This window comes from Pseudoalteromonas sp. LC2018020214, from assembly GCF_016598755.1.
GTDB classification, from domain to species: domain Bacteria; phylum Pseudomonadota; class Gammaproteobacteria; order Enterobacterales; family Alteromonadaceae; genus Pseudoalteromonas; species Pseudoalteromonas distincta.
Map to the genome: position 1 here is coordinate 521800 of NZ_CP066805.1, position 20473 is coordinate 542272.

The 20473-nt window shown below is 39.6% G+C and carries 18 protein-coding genes; 7 read left to right on the top strand and 11 right to left on the bottom strand.

Features of this window, described 5'->3' with window-relative positions; translation table 11 throughout:
* Positions 1-152: 152 nt before the first annotated feature.
* The 3 genes from JG479_RS18715 (at position 153) to JG479_RS18725 (ending at position 5008) form a co-directional block, all read left to right on the top strand.
* Entirely contained in the window at positions 153-1379 is a 1227-nt protein-coding gene (locus JG479_RS18715) for an MFS transporter (protein WP_101216379.1), read from the top strand.
* Between the two features lie 171 nt (positions 1380-1550).
* A complete protein-coding gene (locus JG479_RS18720; protein ID WP_182692364.1) occupies positions 1551-3947 on the top strand; it encodes a TonB-dependent siderophore receptor in 2397 nt (798 codons plus the stop codon).
* Positions 3948-4060: 113 nt separating this feature from the next.
* Positions 4061-5008 carry a carbohydrate kinase family protein gene (locus tag JG479_RS18725; protein ID WP_200220400.1) on the top strand — a complete coding sequence of 316 codons (948 nt, stop codon included), beginning with the start codon at positions 4061-4063 and terminating at the stop codon, positions 5006-5008.
* A 45-nt stretch (positions 5009-5053) separates the two neighbouring features.
* On the opposite strand, the gene JG479_RS18730 is transcribed toward JG479_RS18725, so the two are convergent.
* From JG479_RS18730 to JG479_RS18740, 3 genes are all read right to left on the bottom strand, one after another.
* Positions 5054-5443, bottom strand: a complete 390-nt coding sequence (locus JG479_RS18730) for a nuclear transport factor 2 family protein (protein ID WP_058553102.1) — start codon at positions 5441-5443, stop codon at positions 5054-5056.
* 82 nt (positions 5444-5525) lie between these two features.
* Entirely contained in the window at positions 5526-6176 is a 651-nt protein-coding gene (locus JG479_RS18735; RefSeq protein ID WP_200220401.1) for a DsbA family protein, read from the bottom strand.
* A 40-nt stretch (positions 6177-6216) separates the two neighbouring features.
* Entirely contained in the window at positions 6217-7095 is an 879-nt protein-coding gene (locus tag JG479_RS18740) for an MBL fold metallo-hydrolase (RefSeq protein WP_200220402.1), read from the bottom strand.
* Between the two features lie 119 nt (positions 7096-7214).
* Here JG479_RS18740 and JG479_RS18745 point away from each other — a divergent pair, with 119 nt between their 5' ends.
* The gene (locus JG479_RS18745) at positions 7215-8102 is read left to right on the top strand and encodes a LysR family transcriptional regulator (RefSeq protein WP_200220403.1); all 888 of its coding nucleotides are present in this window, start codon (positions 7215-7217) and stop codon (positions 8100-8102) included.
* 95 nt (positions 8103-8197) lie between these two features.
* Here the strand turns inward: JG479_RS18745 and JG479_RS18750 are convergent, their stop codons facing one another.
* The 3 genes from JG479_RS18750 to JG479_RS18760 form a co-directional block, all read right to left on the bottom strand.
* Positions 8198-8578 (bottom strand): STAS/SEC14 domain-containing protein, encoded by a 381-nt coding sequence (locus JG479_RS18750; RefSeq protein ID WP_002960091.1) that lies wholly within the window; start codon positions 8576-8578, stop codon positions 8198-8200.
* 98 nt (positions 8579-8676) lie between these two features.
* Positions 8677-9369, bottom strand: a complete 693-nt coding sequence (locus tag JG479_RS18755) for a cupin domain-containing protein (RefSeq protein ID WP_200220404.1) — start codon at positions 9367-9369, stop codon at positions 8677-8679.
* 49 nt (positions 9370-9418) lie between these two features.
* Positions 9419-10039, bottom strand: a complete 621-nt coding sequence (locus JG479_RS18760; protein WP_182681513.1) for a glutathione S-transferase family protein — start codon at positions 10037-10039, stop codon at positions 9419-9421.
* A gap of 391 nt (positions 10040-10430) precedes the next feature.
* On the opposite strand from JG479_RS18760, the gene JG479_RS18765 reads away from it, so the two are divergent.
* Complete coding sequence (locus tag JG479_RS18765) at positions 10431-10949, top strand: TetR/AcrR family transcriptional regulator (RefSeq protein ID WP_002960086.1); 519 nt, start codon at positions 10431-10433, stop codon at positions 10947-10949.
* 84 nt (positions 10950-11033) lie between these two features.
* Here JG479_RS18765 and JG479_RS18770 read toward each other — a convergent pair whose 3' ends face one another.
* From JG479_RS18770 to JG479_RS18790, 5 genes are all read right to left on the bottom strand, one after another.
* Complete coding sequence (locus JG479_RS18770) at positions 11034-12503, bottom strand: carbon starvation CstA family protein (RefSeq protein WP_004334688.1); 1470 nt, start codon at positions 12501-12503, stop codon at positions 11034-11036.
* 259 nt (positions 12504-12762) lie between these two features.
* A complete protein-coding gene (locus JG479_RS18775) occupies positions 12763-13680 on the bottom strand; it encodes a carbohydrate kinase family protein (protein WP_007584308.1) in 918 nt (305 codons plus the stop codon).
* A 2-nt stretch (positions 13681-13682) separates the two neighbouring features.
* The gene (locus JG479_RS18780) at positions 13683-15206 is read right to left on the bottom strand and encodes a mannitol dehydrogenase family protein (protein ID WP_039488382.1); all 1524 of its coding nucleotides are present in this window, start codon (positions 15204-15206) and stop codon (positions 13683-13685) included.
* Between the two features lie 47 nt (positions 15207-15253).
* Positions 15254-16975 carry a purine-cytosine permease family protein gene (locus JG479_RS18785; protein ID WP_004334683.1) on the bottom strand — a complete coding sequence of 574 codons (1722 nt, stop codon included), beginning with the start codon at positions 16973-16975 and terminating at the stop codon, positions 15254-15256.
* 210 nt (positions 16976-17185) lie between these two features.
* Positions 17186-17860: an HAD family hydrolase gene (locus tag JG479_RS18790; protein ID WP_200220405.1), complete on the bottom strand. Its 675-nt coding sequence runs from the start codon at positions 17858-17860 to the stop codon at positions 17186-17188.
* 427 nt (positions 17861-18287) lie between these two features.
* On the opposite strand from JG479_RS18790, the gene JG479_RS18795 reads away from it, so the two are divergent.
* Together JG479_RS18795 and JG479_RS18800 are read left to right on the top strand one after the other, a co-directional pair.
* Entirely contained in the window at positions 18288-19814 is a 1527-nt protein-coding gene (locus JG479_RS18795) for a catalase (protein WP_004334680.1), read from the top strand.
* Between the two features lie 100 nt (positions 19815-19914).
* Positions 19915-20430 (top strand): ankyrin repeat domain-containing protein, encoded by a 516-nt coding sequence (locus JG479_RS18800; RefSeq protein ID WP_200220406.1) that lies wholly within the window; start codon positions 19915-19917, stop codon positions 20428-20430.
* The last annotated feature ends 43 nt before the right edge of the window (positions 20431-20473 follow it).

The following is a 20473-nucleotide window of genomic DNA, read 5'->3' on the forward strand; positions in this document are numbered from 1 at the left end:
AATCGATTAAGATATATCTTTAACTAGCGAGTAAGAATTTACAAGTAATTTTTAATAATTTTACATACAAATTTCGTGTCTCACGTAATACTACAGTAAGCAACTGACTGACTTACGAAGTGTTAATAAAGAATTTAACGAGGAATAAACACATGACAAAATCACACACACACGTAAGCAGCGACCCACTGCAACAAATACGCTGGCTTACATACATGATGTTTTTTATGTTTGCCATGACCTCTGACGCAGTCGGCATGATAATCCCCGAACTTATAAAAGATTTCGGTTTGAGTATGACTCAAGCTAGTGCATTTCATTACGCTCCCATGGCATTAATAGCCTTTAGTGGATTATTTTTAGGATTTTTAGCTGACAGCCTTGGCCGTAAAAAAACCATTATGCTAGGTCTATTAATATTTTCTGCGAGTTGTTTTTTGTTTGCATTTAGCACCAGTTTTACCTTCTTTTTAGTATTGCTTTGCTGCATAGGCCTGGCCATTGGTTTATTTAAAACCGGCGCACTGGCATTGCTTGGCGATATTTCGCATAGTAACGACGACCATACTAAAACTATGAACAAGGTTGAGGGCTTTTTTGGCATTGGCGCTATTGTAGGCCCTGCCCTAGTTGGTGTTTTATTAGTGCAAAACGTAAGTTGGACATACCTGTATATTACTGCGGGCGTAATGTGTTTAATTCTTGCTTTATTAGCATGGCGAGCAGACTACCCTGACGTAGTTAAAACAACTGAAAAGCCAGCCTCTTTGGCCACCACCATGAAAATGGTAAAAAACCCTTATGCACTTGGCTTTTCTTTAGCTATTGCACTTTATGTAGCGACTGAAGTGGCTATTTATGTATGGATGCCGACGCTATTAAAGGACTACACAGGCTCTTGGCCGCTCCTTGCCACTTATGCACTTACTATATTTTTTATACTACGTGCTGCAGGTCGTTTTATTGCCGTATGGTTACTAAATCGTTATAGCTGGCAAGGTGTTATGGCTTATTTAAGCTTAGGTATTGCGCTTTGTTATGTGGGTACACTTATTGGTGGCGTTGACTGGGCTGTAGGGTTACTACCTCTTTCAGGTTTATTTATGTCTATGGTTTATCCAACTTTAAACTCTAAAGGTATATCGTGTTTTCCTGCTGAGCGCCATGGAGCCGTAGCCGGGGTTATATTATTTTTTACCGCATTATCAGCTGCTTTAGCTCCTTTATTTATGGGTATGATCAGCGATTACTTTGGCCATGTGCGCTATGGCTTTTACTTAGCAACAGGGTTTGCCGTGATTTTATTTGTAGCTATGTTGTTCAATTATTTACGCGACCCATCAATGAGTGCTTTACAAGAAAGTAACCCAACAGCTTAATAAACTTGTATCTCAATACAATAAAAAACACTTTTAAAATCAACATATGAATAATAAAAGAGCAAATTAAACACAAAATGATTTGCTTATTGTAAAATATTTGTTATTTTTACTTAATCGATTAAGTAAAAATAACAAATCCTACTGGGTTCAACACAACGAGGCGTTCACATGACAACACACAATACACCTTTATATTTAATCAGCGCTTTAGCACTTGCCGTAAGTCAAGGCGTTAACGCACAAGAAACAGACCAAGCAACACCTGAAGCATCACAAAACAAAGGTCTTGAAACAATAGTTGTAACCGGCGTACCACGTCGAACAACAATCATGGCTTCAAGCGTATCAGTTAGTAGCGTATCACTTGAACAAGTTCAGGTGTCTACTCCTCGCTCAACAGCCGAGGCTTTTAGAATCATCCCTGGTATTCGTGCAGAATCGACAGGTGGCGAAGGTAATGCAAATATTGCTGTTCGTGGCCTGCCAGTTGCTTCGGGCGGTGCAAAATTTTTACAATTACAAGAAGATGGTTTACCTGTACTGCAATACGGTGATATCGCTTTTGGTAATTCAGATATTTTTATGCGATTAGATAACACAGTGCAAACTATCGAATCGATTCGTGGTGGCTCAGCATCTACTGCAGCAAGTAATGCACCTGGTGGCATTATTAACTTTATCTCTAAAAATGGCGAAAACGAATCTGGCAGTGTATCTACAACACTTGGCTTAGATTATGACAGCGTTCGTACAGACTTTGAATACGGCACTTACTTAACCGATAGCGTGCGTTTTCATGTTGGTGGCTTTGTTCGACAAGGCGAAGGCCCGCGCGAAACAGGTTACACGTCTAATAAAGGTGGCCAAATAAAAGCTAATCTTACAAAAGATTTCGACAACGGTTACGTTCGCCTTTACTACAAACACTTAGACGATAAGAGTGTTGGCTACCTTCCTATGCCAATGTACTCAAATGGTGACTCTATTGCTGGCTTTGATGCGCAATCAGACACACCTCACTCAGCGTTATTTACAAAAACAGTACGTTTAAATGGTGAAAACCAAATCAGTAGCGGCGATATTCGCGATGGTATGAATCCAAAGGTTGACTCTGTTGGTTTTGAAGCTGTATTTGATTTAGATAACGATTGGCGTATCGAAAACCGTTTTCGTAAATCATCAATAAGCGGCAACTTTAACTCGCTTATTCCTGCTGAGGTTGGCAGCGCATCATCTATTGCACAAAGCATTGGTGGTGTAGGCGCAACACTCAGTAACGCAAACACGGGCGCTGCATTTAACGACGACCTCGCTATGCGAATTCATACCTTTGACGTAACAATGAACGACTTCGATTCATTAGTTAACGACTTTAAACTAACTAAATCGTTTGATGATGACACCAGCATTACCTTTGGTTATTACGCGTCAACTCAAAACATTGCTATGTCGTGGTTATGGAATTCATACCTTATGGAGCTTAAAGGCGACAATGCAGCATTATTAAATGTTACTGCAGCTGACGGTACTGAATTTTCAGAAAATGGTTTATATGCATATGGCACACCTTACTGGGGAAACTGTTGCCAACGTGATTACGACACAGAGTACGACACCCGTGCACCATACGTTGCATTCTCTACTAAATTAGGCGACGTAAGCATTGATGCAAGTGCCCGTTACGACAGTGGCGAAGCTCGCGGTAACTATGCAGGTGCCGTAACATCAACTGTAGATATGAACCGCGACGGTGAAATATCAATCCCGGAACAAAACGTTGCAGGTATTGATATTGCCAACGCCAGCCCAGTAAATTACGACTGGAACTATTCTTCTTATTCAATTGGTGCTAATTATCAAATTGACCCAAGCCTTGCTACGTTTGCACGTATTAGTAAAGGTGGGCGTGCAAATGCTGACCGTCTTTTATTTGGTAAAGTACGCGCCGACGGCTCTGTTGCAAAAGAAGACGCTGTTGATGAAGTAAACCAGTTTGAGTTTGGTGTTAAAAAGCGCTTTGATTCATTATCAGTGTTTGCTACTGCGTTTTTTGCCGAAACTGAAGAGCAAAATTTTGAAGCAACATCACAAACGTTTTTTGACCGTGAATACGAAGCAAAAGGGATTGAAATAGAATCTACTTACTTTATTGATGCATGGGATTTTCGCGGTAATTTAACCTGGACCGATGCAGAAATAGCAAAAGATGCGCTTAACCCAGATGTTGTAGGTAATACGCCACGTCGTCAAGCCGATTTAATTTACTCATTAATGGCACGTTACAACTATGAAAAAGGCGCTGCAGGGGTAAGTTTCATTGGTACTACCGATGCATACGCTCAAGATAATAACGACTTGCAATTTGACGGCTACACACAGGTAAATGGCTTTGTAAGCTATGACTTATCTGAAAACCTTAATATTGCGCTTAATGTGAATAACCTATTTGATACAGTAGGTATTACAGAAGCAGAAGAAGGTTCAGTACCTGAAAATAACATTATTCGTGCCCGTACTATTAACGGCCGCACAACGTCGGTAACTTTAAAATACGCTTTTAACTAAATGTGTGTATTGCGCTGCGGTGAGTAGTCACTGTAGCGCCTTTTAAAGTATGAATAAATAACACCCTTCACGTTTTTTAGCCTAGCCTTGCTAGGCTTTTTAGGATATTCCAAATGACTAAACTCCTGTGCTTAGGCGAGCTATTAATTGATATGCTGCCACAAGATGCTAATAACTCAGCCTATTTACCTATACCAGGTGGCGCGCCTGCCAATGTAGCTGTTGGCTACGCAAAACTCGGCGCAGAGGCTGCATTTTGTGGAGGCAAAGGGGACGATCATTTTGCCAATCAATTAAGTAATGCATTAGCGCAATACAATGTAAATACAGATTATTTATTTACCATTGCAGGCTCACAAACCGCCATGGTTATAGTAAGCCTTGATGAAACCGGCGAGCGTAGTTTTGGCTTTTATCGCCATAACACAGCCGATGTACTATTAACGCAGGCGCATTTAGCGCATATAAATTGGCAAGAAATAAGCACACTACACTTTTGTTCAAACACATTAACCGAATCAGCAATTGCCAACACAACGGTTAAAGCGCTAGAACTTGCAAAAGCGAATAATAAGCTCGTCAGTTTTGATGTAAATTTACGCTACAGCTTGTGGGAAAACACAAACGATATAGCAAGCAATGTAAAAGCCTGTTACACCTATTGTGACATAGTAAAACTCTCGCGTGAGGAGCTTAATTTTTTAGCCCAGCATAGCGATACAACGAGCGATGATTACATTCAAATGCTATTAAATACCGGAGTAAAACTGGTGTTTTTAACCGATGGACCAGAGCCTGCCACGGTTTACCACAGCGCATTTACACTTAACGAATCGGCACCAAAAATAAACGCCGTAGATACAACAAGCGCAGGTGATGCATTTATAGCGGGGGTTTTATACTACTTAAATAACTTAGGAAGTGATTTACCACTAGCAGAGAAACTAAATGATAAAGCGAGCGTAAAAGGCGCCCTGCACTTTGCTCTTAAATGTGGCTCTAAAGCGTGTTTAGCTAAGGGGGCATTTCCGGCATTACCTGTGCTAGCTGATGTACTTTAATAGACCTAATGTTTTTTAAGTTCAAATATATGCAGTAACGCGTAGTTACTGCATAGCATCAAACACCATTTTACTATCCACTATTTGTTCAAAGTGCGTTATTTTTTGATTTTTAAGCTGCCAAATATGCGCGACCCTAGCTTGCATTTTTTTACCCGTTTTAATATAAGTACCAGAGTACGTGCCATACACTACAACAGTATCATCTTGGGATAAGTAGTTTTGTGGCGTAAACGTGTAGTTATACCACTCGCTTGCAAGCTTTTGAAAAACATGTTCAGTAATGTCATTCATACCATGGTATGTACCAGCATAAGCAAAACCGTCAGCCTCTTTCCAAGTAATAGTATCACTTGCATGAGCAACTAAATTTTGCCCATTTTCTTGTGATGTTTTGCCTTCATACGTACTTTTAATTATGTCTATGTTGCTCATTTTTGCACACCCTTGCACTATAAAAAGGAAGCTCAATAAAGCTGTAATATAAACAGCTTTATTATTTAGAAATTTCATCACACTATACTAGCCCAACTGATTGCTGTAAGTAGGTAACCCACTGCTCAGTTTTTCCATAATAATGGGCTATATCGGCTTTTTGCCACTTACCTGTGTCAAATTCAAATGCTGCACTAGGAAAACCTTGCCCATGAATATCGTGCAATAAGCCGCGGCTTTGTGCTATATGTTGATCTGTTGCATCGCCTTCTAGCGCATTAAAGTGGGTTTCAAATAAGGCCTTGTTTAAACCCAGCTCCAATGCAATATCAGTCAGTACATGCAGCTGCATAATGTTTTTACCCTGAGCATAATAAGCATGTTGAATACTATTAAGCATTTCCCCACCTGATATACCAAGCTCTTGCGCTGCCAATATAGCGGTAATAGCCGGAGCCGAGTTGAGTATAATATCGTTGGTTTTTAAAAGCCCATCAGTATAGTTACTACCAAATACCTGTCCGGTTTTCTTCGCTATGACACTGTCGTTTTTAAGTGCAAATTCACGCCATGCAGGAGTCACAGGTTTGACATTATCACCTGTTAGCATGCCTCCACTGTGTACTTTTACAATTAAACCATCAATATTTTCAGCAGCGGTGATCAAGGGCACGCTGCCGTAAGTCCAACCACATAAAGGGTCAACAATTATATGTAACGTTACGTTTTTCATTAATACTTCCTATCTAAATAATTGTTTAACGCAAGGGCACTTAGTGCCATTGCATCTCACCCATAACCACTTTTGAGCCCAACTCTAAAATGCTTCTTGCACCTAAATCAGGGTAAGCTTGAGTCATACTCTCTACAAATTCAGCTGAGTTTTTTGAACTTTTTGCAGCGCTATCCGCTTTATTTAAGTACCCTTTCATGAATGACACACCCGAAAGGTCTTGTTTACTGCCCTGTAAAAAGTGACCTGGAATAACAGTCTGAGGTTTTAAATTCTCGATGTTATCTAATGTTGACTGCCAAGTTTGACGCTCTGCAGCAGTGCTCGAATCGGCCAACCACACATGCATTTGATCAAATACTACAACCCCACCCAGCACTGTTTTTATAGAAGGGATCCAAAGGTAAGTATGCTTTGGATCATGCTGTAAATTTTTAATAATAATTTCTTTCCCATCTATAGTTAGGGTATTTGATAGTATTACTTCTGGCAAAATAAGTTCTTTAGGTGCATTGCTCTTTAAAATAGGCCCCCAATAATTTAACTTTCCTTGCATTGAGCTTTTAATATTCTCTACTGTTGATTTAGTCGCTAATAACTTTGCTTTTGGAAAAGCAGCTTTAATTACATCTAAACCAAAGTAAAAATCAGGGTCACTGTGACTAATATAAACAGCTGTTAATGTTTTACCGCTCGCTTTTATTTTTTCAACCAATGCTTGTGCATCATTACGCTGAAATTGGGCATCCACTAATAACACTTCGTTATTACCACTTATAATGCTTGATGAAACAGCAAAAATACTTTTGTCTTGTGGGTTATATACATCAACAGCTAATTCACTTTGCGCTAATACCGGTTGCATTAATGTGCTTGCTAATAAAGCTGTTGCTGCTAATACGTGTTTAACTTTTTTCATTCTCAGTAGCCTGTTTGTTATTTCGTTAAGATGAGGCTATTGTATGTTGCAATTTAAGAATGAAAAACTAGGCAGAATGCAACTATCTGTTGCATAAATCGAACATATAGGCAAAGTGAATGGATAGAATTATTGCAGCTGATGTATTTATAAAAATTGTAGAGCAGAAAAGTCTAGCCGGTGCTGCCCGTGCTTTAGATATGTCTAGATCTATGGTTACACGGTATTTGAATCAAATGGAAAAGTGGGCAAATACCCAACTACTCCATCGGTCAACAAGAAAAATAACACTCACGTCAGAGGGTGAAAAAGTACTTAATCATAGCCGAGAGCTCATTGCCATCGCCCAAAATATTAGTGCTCCGATAGAAAGTAATAACAAATTAAACGGGCAAATTAGGTTGTCGTGCTCGCCTTTTTTAGCACATGATGTACTACCAGATATGTTGCAACAATTCTTACACGCTCACCCCGAAGTCAGTATTGATGTACAAATTAGTAATCACGTTACAAATTTGGTAGAAGAGCGAATAGATTTAGCAATTAGAATTACCAATGACTTAGATCCTAATATAATTGCTCGCCCACTTGGGAAATGCCATTCAGTATTATGTGCAAGCCCAGAATATTTAGAAAAAAACCCTAAGCCTATAACTACGGATGATTTGAGTCGCCATAACTGTTTAAACTATTCACGGTTTGAAAAAAGTATGTGGCATTTTTCACACCCTGAAAAACCCGTATCTGTAGCGATTGCTGGTAACTTCAGTGCTAATGATTCGAGCTTACTGTTAAAAGCTGCTCTTAATAATCAAGGAATAACTCTACAACCTAAGTTTGCTGCGCAGAAATATATAAATAATGGAAAGTTAATACATTTACTACCACACCTTAAACCACAAACTTTGAGCATATACGGTATTTACCGCTCCAGGAAACATCAGTCGCTTGCACTTCGTTCATTTATTGACAGCTTAGTAACGTATTTTGATAAAATTGATACTTAACAATAAGCGAAAACTATTAAACGTTCGCTATAAGTCCTTTATTTAAGAGTTGAAATAGCGCTTTGTAAGCGCTATTTTTTGAAAGAAGGGATTTATTATTCGTCTAGCCAATCTATGGCTGCGGTAGCATTTTCAAAGTATTGAACCTCACCCGATATAAACCAGTTACCTATTTTGGCCATGCGAGCTTGCCACTCTTTATTACCGTAAATAGCTACTTTTTTAAATTCTTTAGAGTGTTTAACACCTAACTTTAAGTCATCCCACGCTGCGCGTAGTTCCCAACCTTCAAGTTCACTACCGTCTATTAATGCATTCACAACTGGGTGCTTAACTTCGCCAAGAGCTGAGTTTATCATTGGGGTAATTATCTTGTAATCGTCGTGAGTAAGCGTACCAACGGCTTTGAGTTTTAAAAAAAACTCTCTTCCTGCACGTTCAAGACCAATAGATAAACCATGTGTTGTGTGTACCATTACTGCTCTCCTTAAATAGGCTGAGTGGTAAAAGTACACCTTCTAAAATTAATTAGTCCTGAACTAGATCAATAAATAGTCTCAAATAAACGACTCAATTACGCATTTTGTACGCGAGATATCTGGTTTTCTACATCAGTTAAATGACCCGTTTTAAGCCATACTTTTGCACCATTACTTCCCGCTTTAACGTTAACGGAGCTATTGATAGGCACTCTTAACCAACTGTTTTTTACAAGGGTATCGGCTTGCTCATCAAATGAGCCTTCAAGTACTAGCAGCTCAGCTCCGCCTTTTGCGTTTATAACCATGCAGGCGTTGGGCTTAAAGTGCAGCAAGCTTACCTCTTCAAAGTCGTCTTTATATAAAGGGGTTACGGCAATATTTTTGAAACTAGGATGCACCGTACTTTGCATCAAGTTTGTTTGCAAACGCACGTGCGTTCGATCATCTGGTTGAAACTGCCATAACTTTACAAATATAACGCAGCCATTTTCAGATCCCGGTTTGTGCTTTGATTGCGGTGGATTACGGATATAAGAACCTGCCGCAAAGTCACCATGCTCATCTTGAAATACCCCTTCAAGCACAACAAACTCTTCACCGCCTGTATGTACATGCGGCGAAAATTCACTGCTAGGTGCATAACGAACAATGGTCGTTGCGCGAGCAACTTCGTCGCCCACTCTATCGAGCGCTCGCCTATCAACGCCCGCCATTGGCGATGCAACCCACGGGAGCGATTCGCTATGTACCACAACTCGTTTACTAAAATCGGCAGCAATTTTCATATTTGGCTCCTAAGCGTAACTTCACTTAAATTTTAAATTAATAACCTAATTAAGCTGCAACACTTGGGCGTTTTGCTACTTTTTCTTGCCATGCAACTAAATGGGTAAGCTCATTTGGGATTACTATTTGTGCAAATCCAGCAAATACCAGCCCAGCATACAATGTAATATCAGCAATACTAAACTGCTCGCCGCCAACAAACGCCGATTGCGCTAGTACATCATTAAAATAGCTAAACCCTTGGCGCGCTTTTTCGCCTTGTTTTTCACCCCAAGCCACATTTTGATATGTTTCAAGCTCAGGACCTAAGCCATCAGTTGCATGATGAAAGTAAGTTGCCACAGCGTCAAGCACCATAGATTCTGCACGCTTTTGCATCATGTTAATTACTGCACGCTCTTTTGCGGTTTCACCCATTAAAGATGGGCCTTCAAATGCGGTATCAATATACTCAGTAATAGCGGTACTTTCTGATATAAACGTGCCGTCATCTAGCTCTAATACGGGCACACCTGCTAATGGATTTTTAGCTAAGAAGGCTTTTGTTCTGTGTTCACCATTTAATAAATCAACAGGTACAAACTCAACATTTGAAGTGGCATTTTTTTCAGCTAAAGCGATACGAACACGAAGTGGGTTTGGAAAGTTTTCTACATCATAAATTTTCATAGCAATCTCTATCTTTATTGTTTAAAAGTGAATTAATAGCAGCAACCTACCTACTGGTAGGTAATTTATAATATTAAACTAAATTTAAGTCAACGTTTAAATTTTTCTGATTTATAGGATTTAACTTAATTCACAATAAAATTATGGAGTTGCTTAAAAGTAAAAACACTTGTAAATAACTACCTACTGGTCGATAATTTTGCTGTACCAATTGCATTAAATAAGTGATCCATTATTGCGCTAAGAATATAGCGCAATGAAAAAGACGAAAATTATGACATGCAGTTGTTCTGTATGAATAATTTTTAACGCAGTTAGTAAGTTATTTAATGCGATACAATGATCATGTTTTTAATAAAACTGGTATTACTGCAGATAGGAAATATTAAAAATGAGTAAAAAAGAAGCTTTATTGAAAGCCGCTGAAAATAAGGTGCGCCTTGGCGGGTACAGTAATTTTAGTTTTAGAGAGCTAGCCTGCGAAGTCGGCATTAAAAGCGCCAGTGTACACTACCACTTTCCGACTAAGGCCGATTTAGGTGCAGAGCTTGCTCATCAATATACTGATTCTTTTTTAGCAGCGTTAGGCGAGCCAAGCGAGCTTAAAGCAAACGGTAAAAATCCTATTGATGTGTACACACAGCTTTTTAGACGTGCATTAGTAACCGATAAAAAAATGTGTTTATGTGGTTTGCTAGGAGCCGAAAGCGATAGCCTTCCAGATAAAGTACGCCTTGAAGTAAAGCGCTTTTTTAATCAAAACCTAACATGGCTTAGCGCTGCACACTTAGCTAATGGTGAGCCTAACCCCGCTCAAGCAGCTATTCAAACAGTGAGCCTGCTTGAGGGCGCTATGATGATAAGCAAAACGCTCGACGATAATAGCTACTTTGAACTTGCAACTCAGTAATACCTAAATTTAGTACACAAAAAAAGCGAGCTATTGATAATCAATAGCTCGCTTTTTTAATGCTTGAAATAACTTATGTGATTATTAAACCGCTGTTGGTTTAACTTTATGCTTAGAGTGTACAATTGCTAAAACAATTAAGCCAATCACTGTTACTACAGCACCAATAGGTTTACCTAAATCACTTGATAAGTTAAGACCAATTGCGGCAGTACCAATATAAGAAACCGTTACCGCAGTTGCTATAACAGCAGGAACACTGGCAATCCAATGGAATGTACCACGGTCAAACAAGTACTTAGTGGCAAGCCATAATACGCTTGTAGAAAGCAGCATGTTTGAAAATGCAAAGTAGCGCCAAATTAATGAGAAATCGAGCTTAGTCATAAAGTACGCTATAGCAAGTATAGGCACCGCCACTAATAAGCGATTACGTAAACTTTGTGGAATATTAAACGCATCAACAACTGTTAAACGTAGTGAGCGGAACGCTGTATCACCAGAAGTAATTGGGAATACGGCTACTGCAATAATTGCCATTATACCGCCAAATACGCCTAAGTAACTGTTAGCTACATGGTTAACAACTAAGCCTGGACCACCTTGGTCAAGCAATGCTTTTAAGCCCGCGTAACCATCTGGGAACGCTGCAATACCAGCAAGTGCCCATACACAACCTACAATACCTTCACACATCATAGCGCCGTAATAAACAGGACGTACGTATTTTTCGTTAGTTAAACAACGCGCAATAATAGGCGCTTGAGTAGAGTGAAAACCACTAATAGCACCACAGGTGATTGTTATAAATAACAGTGGCCATGTTGGTAGTCCATCTGGGTTTGGCTCTAAAAAGTCATGTGCGTGGTCAGCTTCAAAGTAAGCTAAAAAGTCACTTGGTACAGGTAAGTGCGGCGCATTAATAAGTAATGAAATAGCAATTGCCACTGTCATTACAATCATTAGCGCACCAAAAATTGGGTAAAACTTAGTGATAATTTTATCAATTGGTAGCAAGGTCGCTAAAAAGTAATACGCTAAAATGGCAAGTACCCAAAAGGTATTATTTGCCAGTATTGTACCTTCAAAAAAATCAAGGTTACTTAGCAAACCTGCAGGGCTCATAATAAATACTACACCTACAAAAAACAGTAGCATGGCAGTAAATACAAGCATAAAGCCTTTAAATACGACGTTGTAATAATGGCCTGCGATTTCTGGTAGGCTTTTACCGTCTTCTTTTATACTCATTACACCTGAGAAGAAGTCGTGTACAGCGCCACCTAAAACATTACCAAGTACAATCCATACTAGTGCAACTGGTCCGTATAAAGCACCTAAAATTGGGCCAAATATTGGGCCTACGCCAGCAATGTTTAAAAACTGAATTAAAAATGCTCTTACAGGGTGAATAGCTACGTAATCAACACCTTCGCTAAAGCGTTTTTGTGGTGTGTCAGCAGTTGAATCCAAACCGGCTTGTTTTTCAACAAATGGGCTGTAAAACTTATAGCCCAGTATTAAAATAGTGAGGCAGATAAAAAAGATGATCATAAAGCACGTTTCTCTTTTTGTATTTTAGTTATAGAGCGCATTGTGTGTCGCCCCGCCTTTTCAATCCGTGAATAATCGACGAACGATAACAAAGCTTTAACCCTCAAACAATAAGACGTTTAGCTAATACAATAATCGATATAAGCCACTATTTACGCAACCTGCGCACTTAACACTCACTTATCGCCTGCGTCTTATTTTAGGCACAAAAAAAGCGGTTAAACTTTTACGTATAACCGCTTTCACACACAATGTTTTTTTAAAGTGGGTTCATAAACTCACTAATTTGTTGATGCGTTAAAGTAGGTGTTGCACCAGAACTTTCGGCGACCATTGCTCCAACGGCACATGCAAAGTCAACGGCATATTGCGCGTCGTCGTTGCTACAAAGCTGATAAATTAACGAACCTAAAAACGAATCCCCTGCGCCAACAGTGTCAATTACGCTAATTAAATAACCTGAATTATAAAAATTCTCGCCTTTGATTGTTAATAAAGCACCGTGGCTGCCTTTAGTCACACATAAGTAATCGGTATTTGTTTGCTGTGCTATAAACGCTAAATTTTGTTCAAGCGAATGAAACTTACAACCCATCGCTTTTGCAATTTCGTATAGCTCTTCATCGTTTAACTTAATAAAGTCTGCTTTATTCATTAAATCTACAAGTGTTTCTAGCTTGTAATGCGGTGCACGTAGATTTACGTCAAATACTTTAAAGTTTGCTACATCAACGAGTTGATTTAACGTAGCTAAAGACGCTTCGCTTCGCCCAATTAGGCTGCCAAATACAAATACATCGCTACTTTTAACTTTACTAAGCAACTCATCGGTAAGCGCTATATTATCCCACGCAGTGTCTGCCACTATTTCATAACTTGCAGAGCCACCACTGTCGAGCGTTACCTCAACCGTGCTAGTTTTTTTGTCACTATTAATAGCAATGTATTCGCAGCTTACGCCTTTGCTAGTAATTTCACCTAGTAACTCAGCGCCTAACTCATCGTTACCAACAGCGCTGATCATGTCGGCTTTAATGCCTAGTGAGTTAATACGCACACACATATTAAGTGGCGCGCCACCTAAGCGTTTACCTGAATCAAAACAATCCCACAGCACTTCGCCAAAGCAGCTAACACTTACGTTTTCGCCTGATTTATGATTAATTAAAATGCTCATAATTAGTTACTCTTTTGATCAAGTACAGCCTGCATAATGGCTTTAATTTTACTATTAGGTGCATACAACGCAGCAATCGACTTTTTATATTCAGCAGTAAACGTTTCGTTATGCTCAAGCTTACCAAACAAGCTCGTTAACTTTAAAAATGCAATCGGGCTAGTTTGAGTCTCTTGCGCGTAAGAATTAAGCTCTTTGTGCATAGCATCTTGAATTTCAAGTTGCTCGCCGTTTTCAGTTAAACCTTTATCGCTGTATAAACACCAAGTAGCAATAACAAGCGTTGCCAGTGATACATCTCGACCTTGTACTAGGTTTTCGTTAATTGTGGCAATTAAAAACTTAGGCAGTTTAGCTGAGCTTTCACTACAGATACGCGCTAGGCTGTCTTTAATATTAGGATTAGCAAATCGCTCTATTAACGTATCTTTGTAGCTTTCAAGGTCAATGCCTTCAAGTGGTTCAAGATTTGGCGTTACTTCTTTATCCATAAAAGCACGTAGGTATGTGGCAAATAATTCATCCGATACCGTTTCGTCAATAGTGCCGTAGCCATGGATTGAACCTAATAAACCAAGTACAGAATGCCCTGCATTAAGTAAACGTATTTTCATGGTTTCATAAGGCGTTACATCAGTAACAAACTGAGCACCAACAACATCCCAATTTGGACGAGAGTCACTAAATGTGTCCTCTATTACCCATTGTGTAAACGACTCACAGGTAATTGGCCACTCGTCGCTAACACCATATGCATCAACCACGTAATCAATATCACTCTTTTTAGATACCGGTGTAATACGGTCAACCATCGCATTTGGAAACGATACGTTTTGCTCAATCCACTCACTTAAGTCTTTGTCTTGCTCTGTAGCAAAGGCTAAAAGCATTTTGCGTGTTACGTTACCGTTGTGCTGAATGTTATCGCACGACTGTACTGTAAACGCGCCTAGGCCTTGCTCTTTACGAAGTTTTAACGCAGCAGTAATGTAGCCAAACGCTGTAATTGGGTCGTTTGGGTTATTAATGTCGTTAATAATATCTGGATTACTGTAATCAAACTCGCCCGTTGCAGGGTTAAAGTTGTAACCGCCTTCGGTAATAGTAAGCGACACAATTTTAGTATCGCTGTGCGCTAGCTTATTAATTACCGCTTGTTTGTCCTCTGGAGCAAACAAAAAGTCGATCATTGAGCCAATTACTTTGTTATCTATTGTACCGTCTGGGTGTCTAACAGTAAGCGTGTAAAGGTAATCTTGCTGCTTTAAAATATCACGCAGACCACGGTTACCCTCTAAAAGGCCAACACCACATATACCCCATTGCTCAGAGCCCGGAGTTTTTAAAAGCTCGTTAACATACACTGCTTGGTGAGCACGATGAAAACCGCCCACACCAATATGTACAATACCGGCTTTAACTGCGCTACGGTCGTAGGTTGGTGTATCAACATGGCTTGGTAATTGAGCCAAGCTCTGTTGGTTTAGCCCTGTAACTAGAGCGTCAGTGTGTTGGTATTGTGTCATGGTGTGACCTTACTAAACAAAGATAAAATATAAATTACGATACTGTATTACGATGCTGTATTGAGTACTTTATGGCGCTTTAACGACCAGTACGCAGTAACAAAATAAATAACAGTACAAATAAAACAGGCTATTTCGAATTGCGATTTATTAGCGCTGTACATACTCATAGTTTCACTGAAAAACATCACTTGGCTGGCAAATATAAAAATAATAACCAATGAAACCGTAGAAACCGCGTTAAGTACTTTGGTAAATACAGAGCTGTCAATTACTGGCTTTGGAATGTCTTTAGCCTCAGCTGCTTGATATTCTTTAATATCACGTTGCTCTTGCTTTTCTGCTGCAATTTCTTGTGTGTAATCGTCACCAGCGCCGTATTTTTTAGCTAAAAGCGTGTAAACAACAATGGTGAAAATCCATGTAGGAATAAACAAGTAGTAAAACGACATTACATCAATTGCGTTCAAGCCAAAGCCAAACACAAGTGCTAACGCCCAAGATGCTATAGCCGGTACGCTGCGGGTAATATTTTTATATTTAGCCCAGTAACGTGTTAGGCCAATTTTAGGAAATAACACATGCTCAGCAAACACAATGCCGCCTACTGGTACAACTAATAAGCCTGCGTAAGTAAGTAGCGGAAGCATTTGAGAAAATACAAACGGGAAACATGCAATAATTACGGTTACAACACCTACAATAGCGGTTGTGCGTTCACGTGATTGATTAACAAATATAGATTGTGCTGCAAGGCCTGCACGGTAAAGGTTTGCGTTAGCTGTAGTCCAACCGGCAATAATTACAATAACAAAACCAGTCCAACCTAATGCATGGTATGCAACATCGCCCGGATCAAGTGATGAAATAGTTGTTTTAAGTAATACCGCAACACCTGCGCCCATAATACCGGCAGAGATCCACGCTAAGTAATGACCAAAAAACATACCCACACCTGAAAACAAACCATAGCTTTTGCGTTTAGCAAATCTAAAAATAGCCATGTCGATTAAACCAAAGTGAGTTATTGAGTTAGCAGCCCATGCAAAGCCAATCACTTCTAATAGGCCAATGCCCTTTTCACCATCGGCATTGGTGCCCGTCCATATGGAGGAGTCGCCTATGGTCATAAAGTCGCTAAAGCTAGTTAAAGAGGTAGAACCTAATACGTGATTTGAAAGCTCAGGGAATAACGCGAACGAGCCTGCAATAAATATAACAAATAGCCACGGCGCACACAGCTTTGAAAAGTCAGCAACCGTAGAAAAGCCATACATCGCAACAAATACAACAATAGAGCCAACAGCTAAAACAATGGCTACAAACCAAAAGCTATTTGGATACCAATCAAGTTGCGCAGGTATATCAAACAAAAACCGCACGGCGGTGGAGGATACCGTGATCATCGCGGCCGATATAACACTAAAAATAACCACGTTAGCCCAGTTATAGAGCTTGGTCATAGAGTTACCAGCAATTTTGTTTAAGTAGTTATATAAACTTAAGCGGGTTTCTACTGCAATGGGTGCAGTAATCAGCCACCAAGAACACATTGCTAACAGGTTACCTATTAATAAACCCAGTAGAATGTCGATGGTTGAAGCGCCTAATGCAACAAACGTTGCACCAATAACAAATTCAGTAGCCGCAACATGTTCGCCGGCGTATAGCCCTGCAAAATGCTTCCAGCCGTGAAGCTTATTATTAGCAACAGGAAGTTGCTCTTCGTTTACATCTTTAAATGTTTGTGTGTGTGGACTCGTTGCCATGGTATTTCCTATTGTTAACAGCAAAATATTTAATACCTAAATACTTTGCCTTTTATAATTTGGTTTATAAACGCATGATGTTTTACCACGTTTTGTTTTATTTTTAGTAAAGCAAAACCATCTACATTTATATTTTGCGTTTGCTTGCCTGTCAGTGAGTAAGGCGAGCAAATCGCGTTTAAAACTTTGTGTATTTAAAAAGCTGCGTGTTTACTGCTTTTTAAGTTCAGGGTATGCACTAAAAAAATCTTGCCAATGCGTTAAATGATCAACATTTGGGTAAGCACTGTGTACATGATTAACAGAGCCTTGCATATGTTGCCCACCGCTGTAATGCAGTACTTGCATATTGGCGTCAATTCCTGCATTTACGCCGGCTTTACTGTCTTCAATTACTAAGCAATGCTCTGGCTTTACACCCATTTGCTTAGCTGCATGTAAAAATAAATCAGGCGCCGGTTTACCACGCTTAACTTCGCTGCTGGTAAAAACCGTATCGCTAAAGTACTTACTTAAACTCACTACGCTCAACGCTTTTGCGGTGCGTGCTGGGCTACTGCTAGTAGCTATACAAATAGGCACAACTAAATTGTTAAGTACGTCTTCTATACCATCAGTCGTGGTTAGTCCGGTTTCAAATTCGTTTAATAGTGCCTCGCGGTAGTCACCTTCAAAGCTTTCAGGAAGAGTGACATTAAATGCATCCGCTATTTTTTGGCTTACTGTTTTAAAGTTGCAGCCTAAAAAGTGTTGCTGTACATAAGCGCGGTCAATCTCAACGCCTTTTTCAACAAGCATATTAATGAGTACTTGTGCGCTTAAAATTTCGCTATCAATAACAACGCCATCACAATCAAATATCACTAGCTCAATATTAGTATTCATCTTGTCACCTTATTAACACTGTTTGGTTTAGCTAATTTAAGTATAACGAGTTAAGCGCGATTAATATTGTGCAACTTTTTAGTGCAACTCAGTGATGAGCATAAGCTCACTGGTTGAGCATATTCCCTTTATTGCGCGAATATGTCAACACACTGTAAGTATAAAACGCACCAGCTTGGTGAAAATACCGCCAGATAAAACTAAAAACCTTTGTATTTAATAAATTTTATAAAAGCATATTGCGACTAAGGTCGTAGTAAAAAAATTACATTAATGTAAAAAGTGTATCTGCAAATTCATTTCATCTGTTTTACAAATCACATCAATCTAATTAATCAGTTTTACCGAAGTTAATAAAGTTAATACTATCGTTAACAGATTAACAGCCTGCACCACTGCCGGCACTTTTAAATAGATGAGGTCGACAATGAATACTCAAATAAACAAAACAAAATTAACACTAACTGCACTGGCACTTGCAATGGCATTACCGGCAAGCGCAGCAACAACTCTTACTAAAGATAACGGCGCAGCTGTTGGCGATAACCAAAATTCAATTACTGCTGGCGAACGTGGCAGTGTATTACTAGAAGACGTGCAACTAATTCAAAAGCTGCAACGCTTTGCTCGTGAGCGTATTCCTGAGCGTGTTGTGCATGCTCGTGGTACTGGCGCACACGGTGTGTTTGTAGCATCAAAAGAGCTAGATGATTTAACAATTGCAGCACCGTTTACACAAGCTGGTAAAGAAACAGACGTATTTGTTCGTTTTTCATCAGTAATTCACTCAAAAGGCAGCCCAGAAACACTGCGTGACCCACGTGGCTTTGCAACTAAGTTTTACACAGACCAAGGTAACTGGGATTTAGTAGGTAACAACTTACCGGTGTTCTTTATTCGCGATGCGATTAAATTTCCAGATATGGTTCACTCTTTAAAGCCATCACCGGTTGATAACATTCAAGATCCTAACCGTGTATTTGACTTTTTCTCGCATGAACCAGGTTCTACACAAATGCTAACGTGGGTTTACAGCGACTACGGTACACCAGCAAGTCTTCGTAAAATGGACGGTTGGGGTGTACATGCATACAAAATGATTAACAAATCGGGCGATGTTAAATACGTTAAGTTTCATTGGGTAAGCCAACAAGGTATTGATAACCTTGACGCAAAAGAAGTAGCTAAAGTGCAAAGCCAAGACTTCCAACACTTAACACGCGACCTTTACAGCGAAATTGGTAAAGGCAACTTCCCTAAGTGGGATCTATACATTAAAACGCTTGATCCGTCGCAGCTTGATGACTTTGATTACAACCCATTAGATGCAACAAAAATGTGGTTAGACATTAAAGAAACTAAAGTAGGAACAATGACCCTAAACCGCATGCCAACTAACTTCTTCCAATCTACGGAACAAGTAGCAATGGCACCGGCAAACATTATTCCAGGTATTGAGCCATCAGAAGACAGACTATTACAAGGTCGTATGTTTTCTTACGCTGATACACAAATGTACCGCCTAGGTGCTAACCACCAGCAACTGCCAATTAACCGTGCAAAAGTTGAAGTGGTTAACTACAACCAAGACGGCGCAATGAATATTGGTAACACTACAAGCAATGTGAACTACCAGCCAAGCCAAGAAAACGTAGCTGAAAACCCAATTGCACGTAGAAGTAACACAGAGCTAAAAGGCTTTGTACAACAAGCCGCGATTAAAAAGCAGCAAAACTTCGCGCAAGCAGGTGTTATATACCGTGGTTTTAGCAAGCAAGAACGTACAAACCTAATTAATAACCTGGCAGGCGATTTAGGCAAAGTGCAAAACAGCAGTGTTAAACACAAAATGCTTAGTCACTTTTACAAAGCAGACAGCGAGTACGGTACACGCTTAACTAAAGCTGTAAACGGCGACCTTAAAATGGTTAAACAACTAGCCGCTAACTTATAAGCAACTAGTTAAAAGCAATTAGTCCCAACTAAATAGCTATTTAAACCACAACCATGAGGAAGGAATAAACCCCCTTCCTCTTTTATAAGAGACAATTGTTATGCGTAATTTATTAATTATAGTCGCTCTATTTCTGAGCTTTACCAGTAGCGTTTACGCTCAAAATACATCAGATACACAAACACCCAGTGCGCAATCTGAAACCCAACATTCTGCAAAAACTCAATACGATAGTTTATTTGCTTATTACTTTGCCGCAGCACGCACAAACGACACAGCTGTAATAGAGCAATTTGTAGATGCCGGTATTCCTATCGACAGCTACAACAATAAAGGCTACACCGCGTTAATGATTGCCACTTATCATGGCAATAAAAACACGGTTAACACGCTTTTGCACTTAGGCGCCAATGCCTGTTTAGAAGATAACCGTGGTAACACAGCGCTAATGGCCGCTATTTTTAGAGGTGAATTTAGTATCGCTAAAACACTCGTATCACTTGATTGCGACAACGCGCATCAAAACAAAGCCGGTCAAACAGCAGAGCAATTTGCACAAACATTTGGTCAACAAAAAGTCATAGAGTTACTAGCGCAGGTAAATAATGCAAAATAATCTGCACGCAACAAAAAGCCCTAAAATAATAGGGCTTTTGATT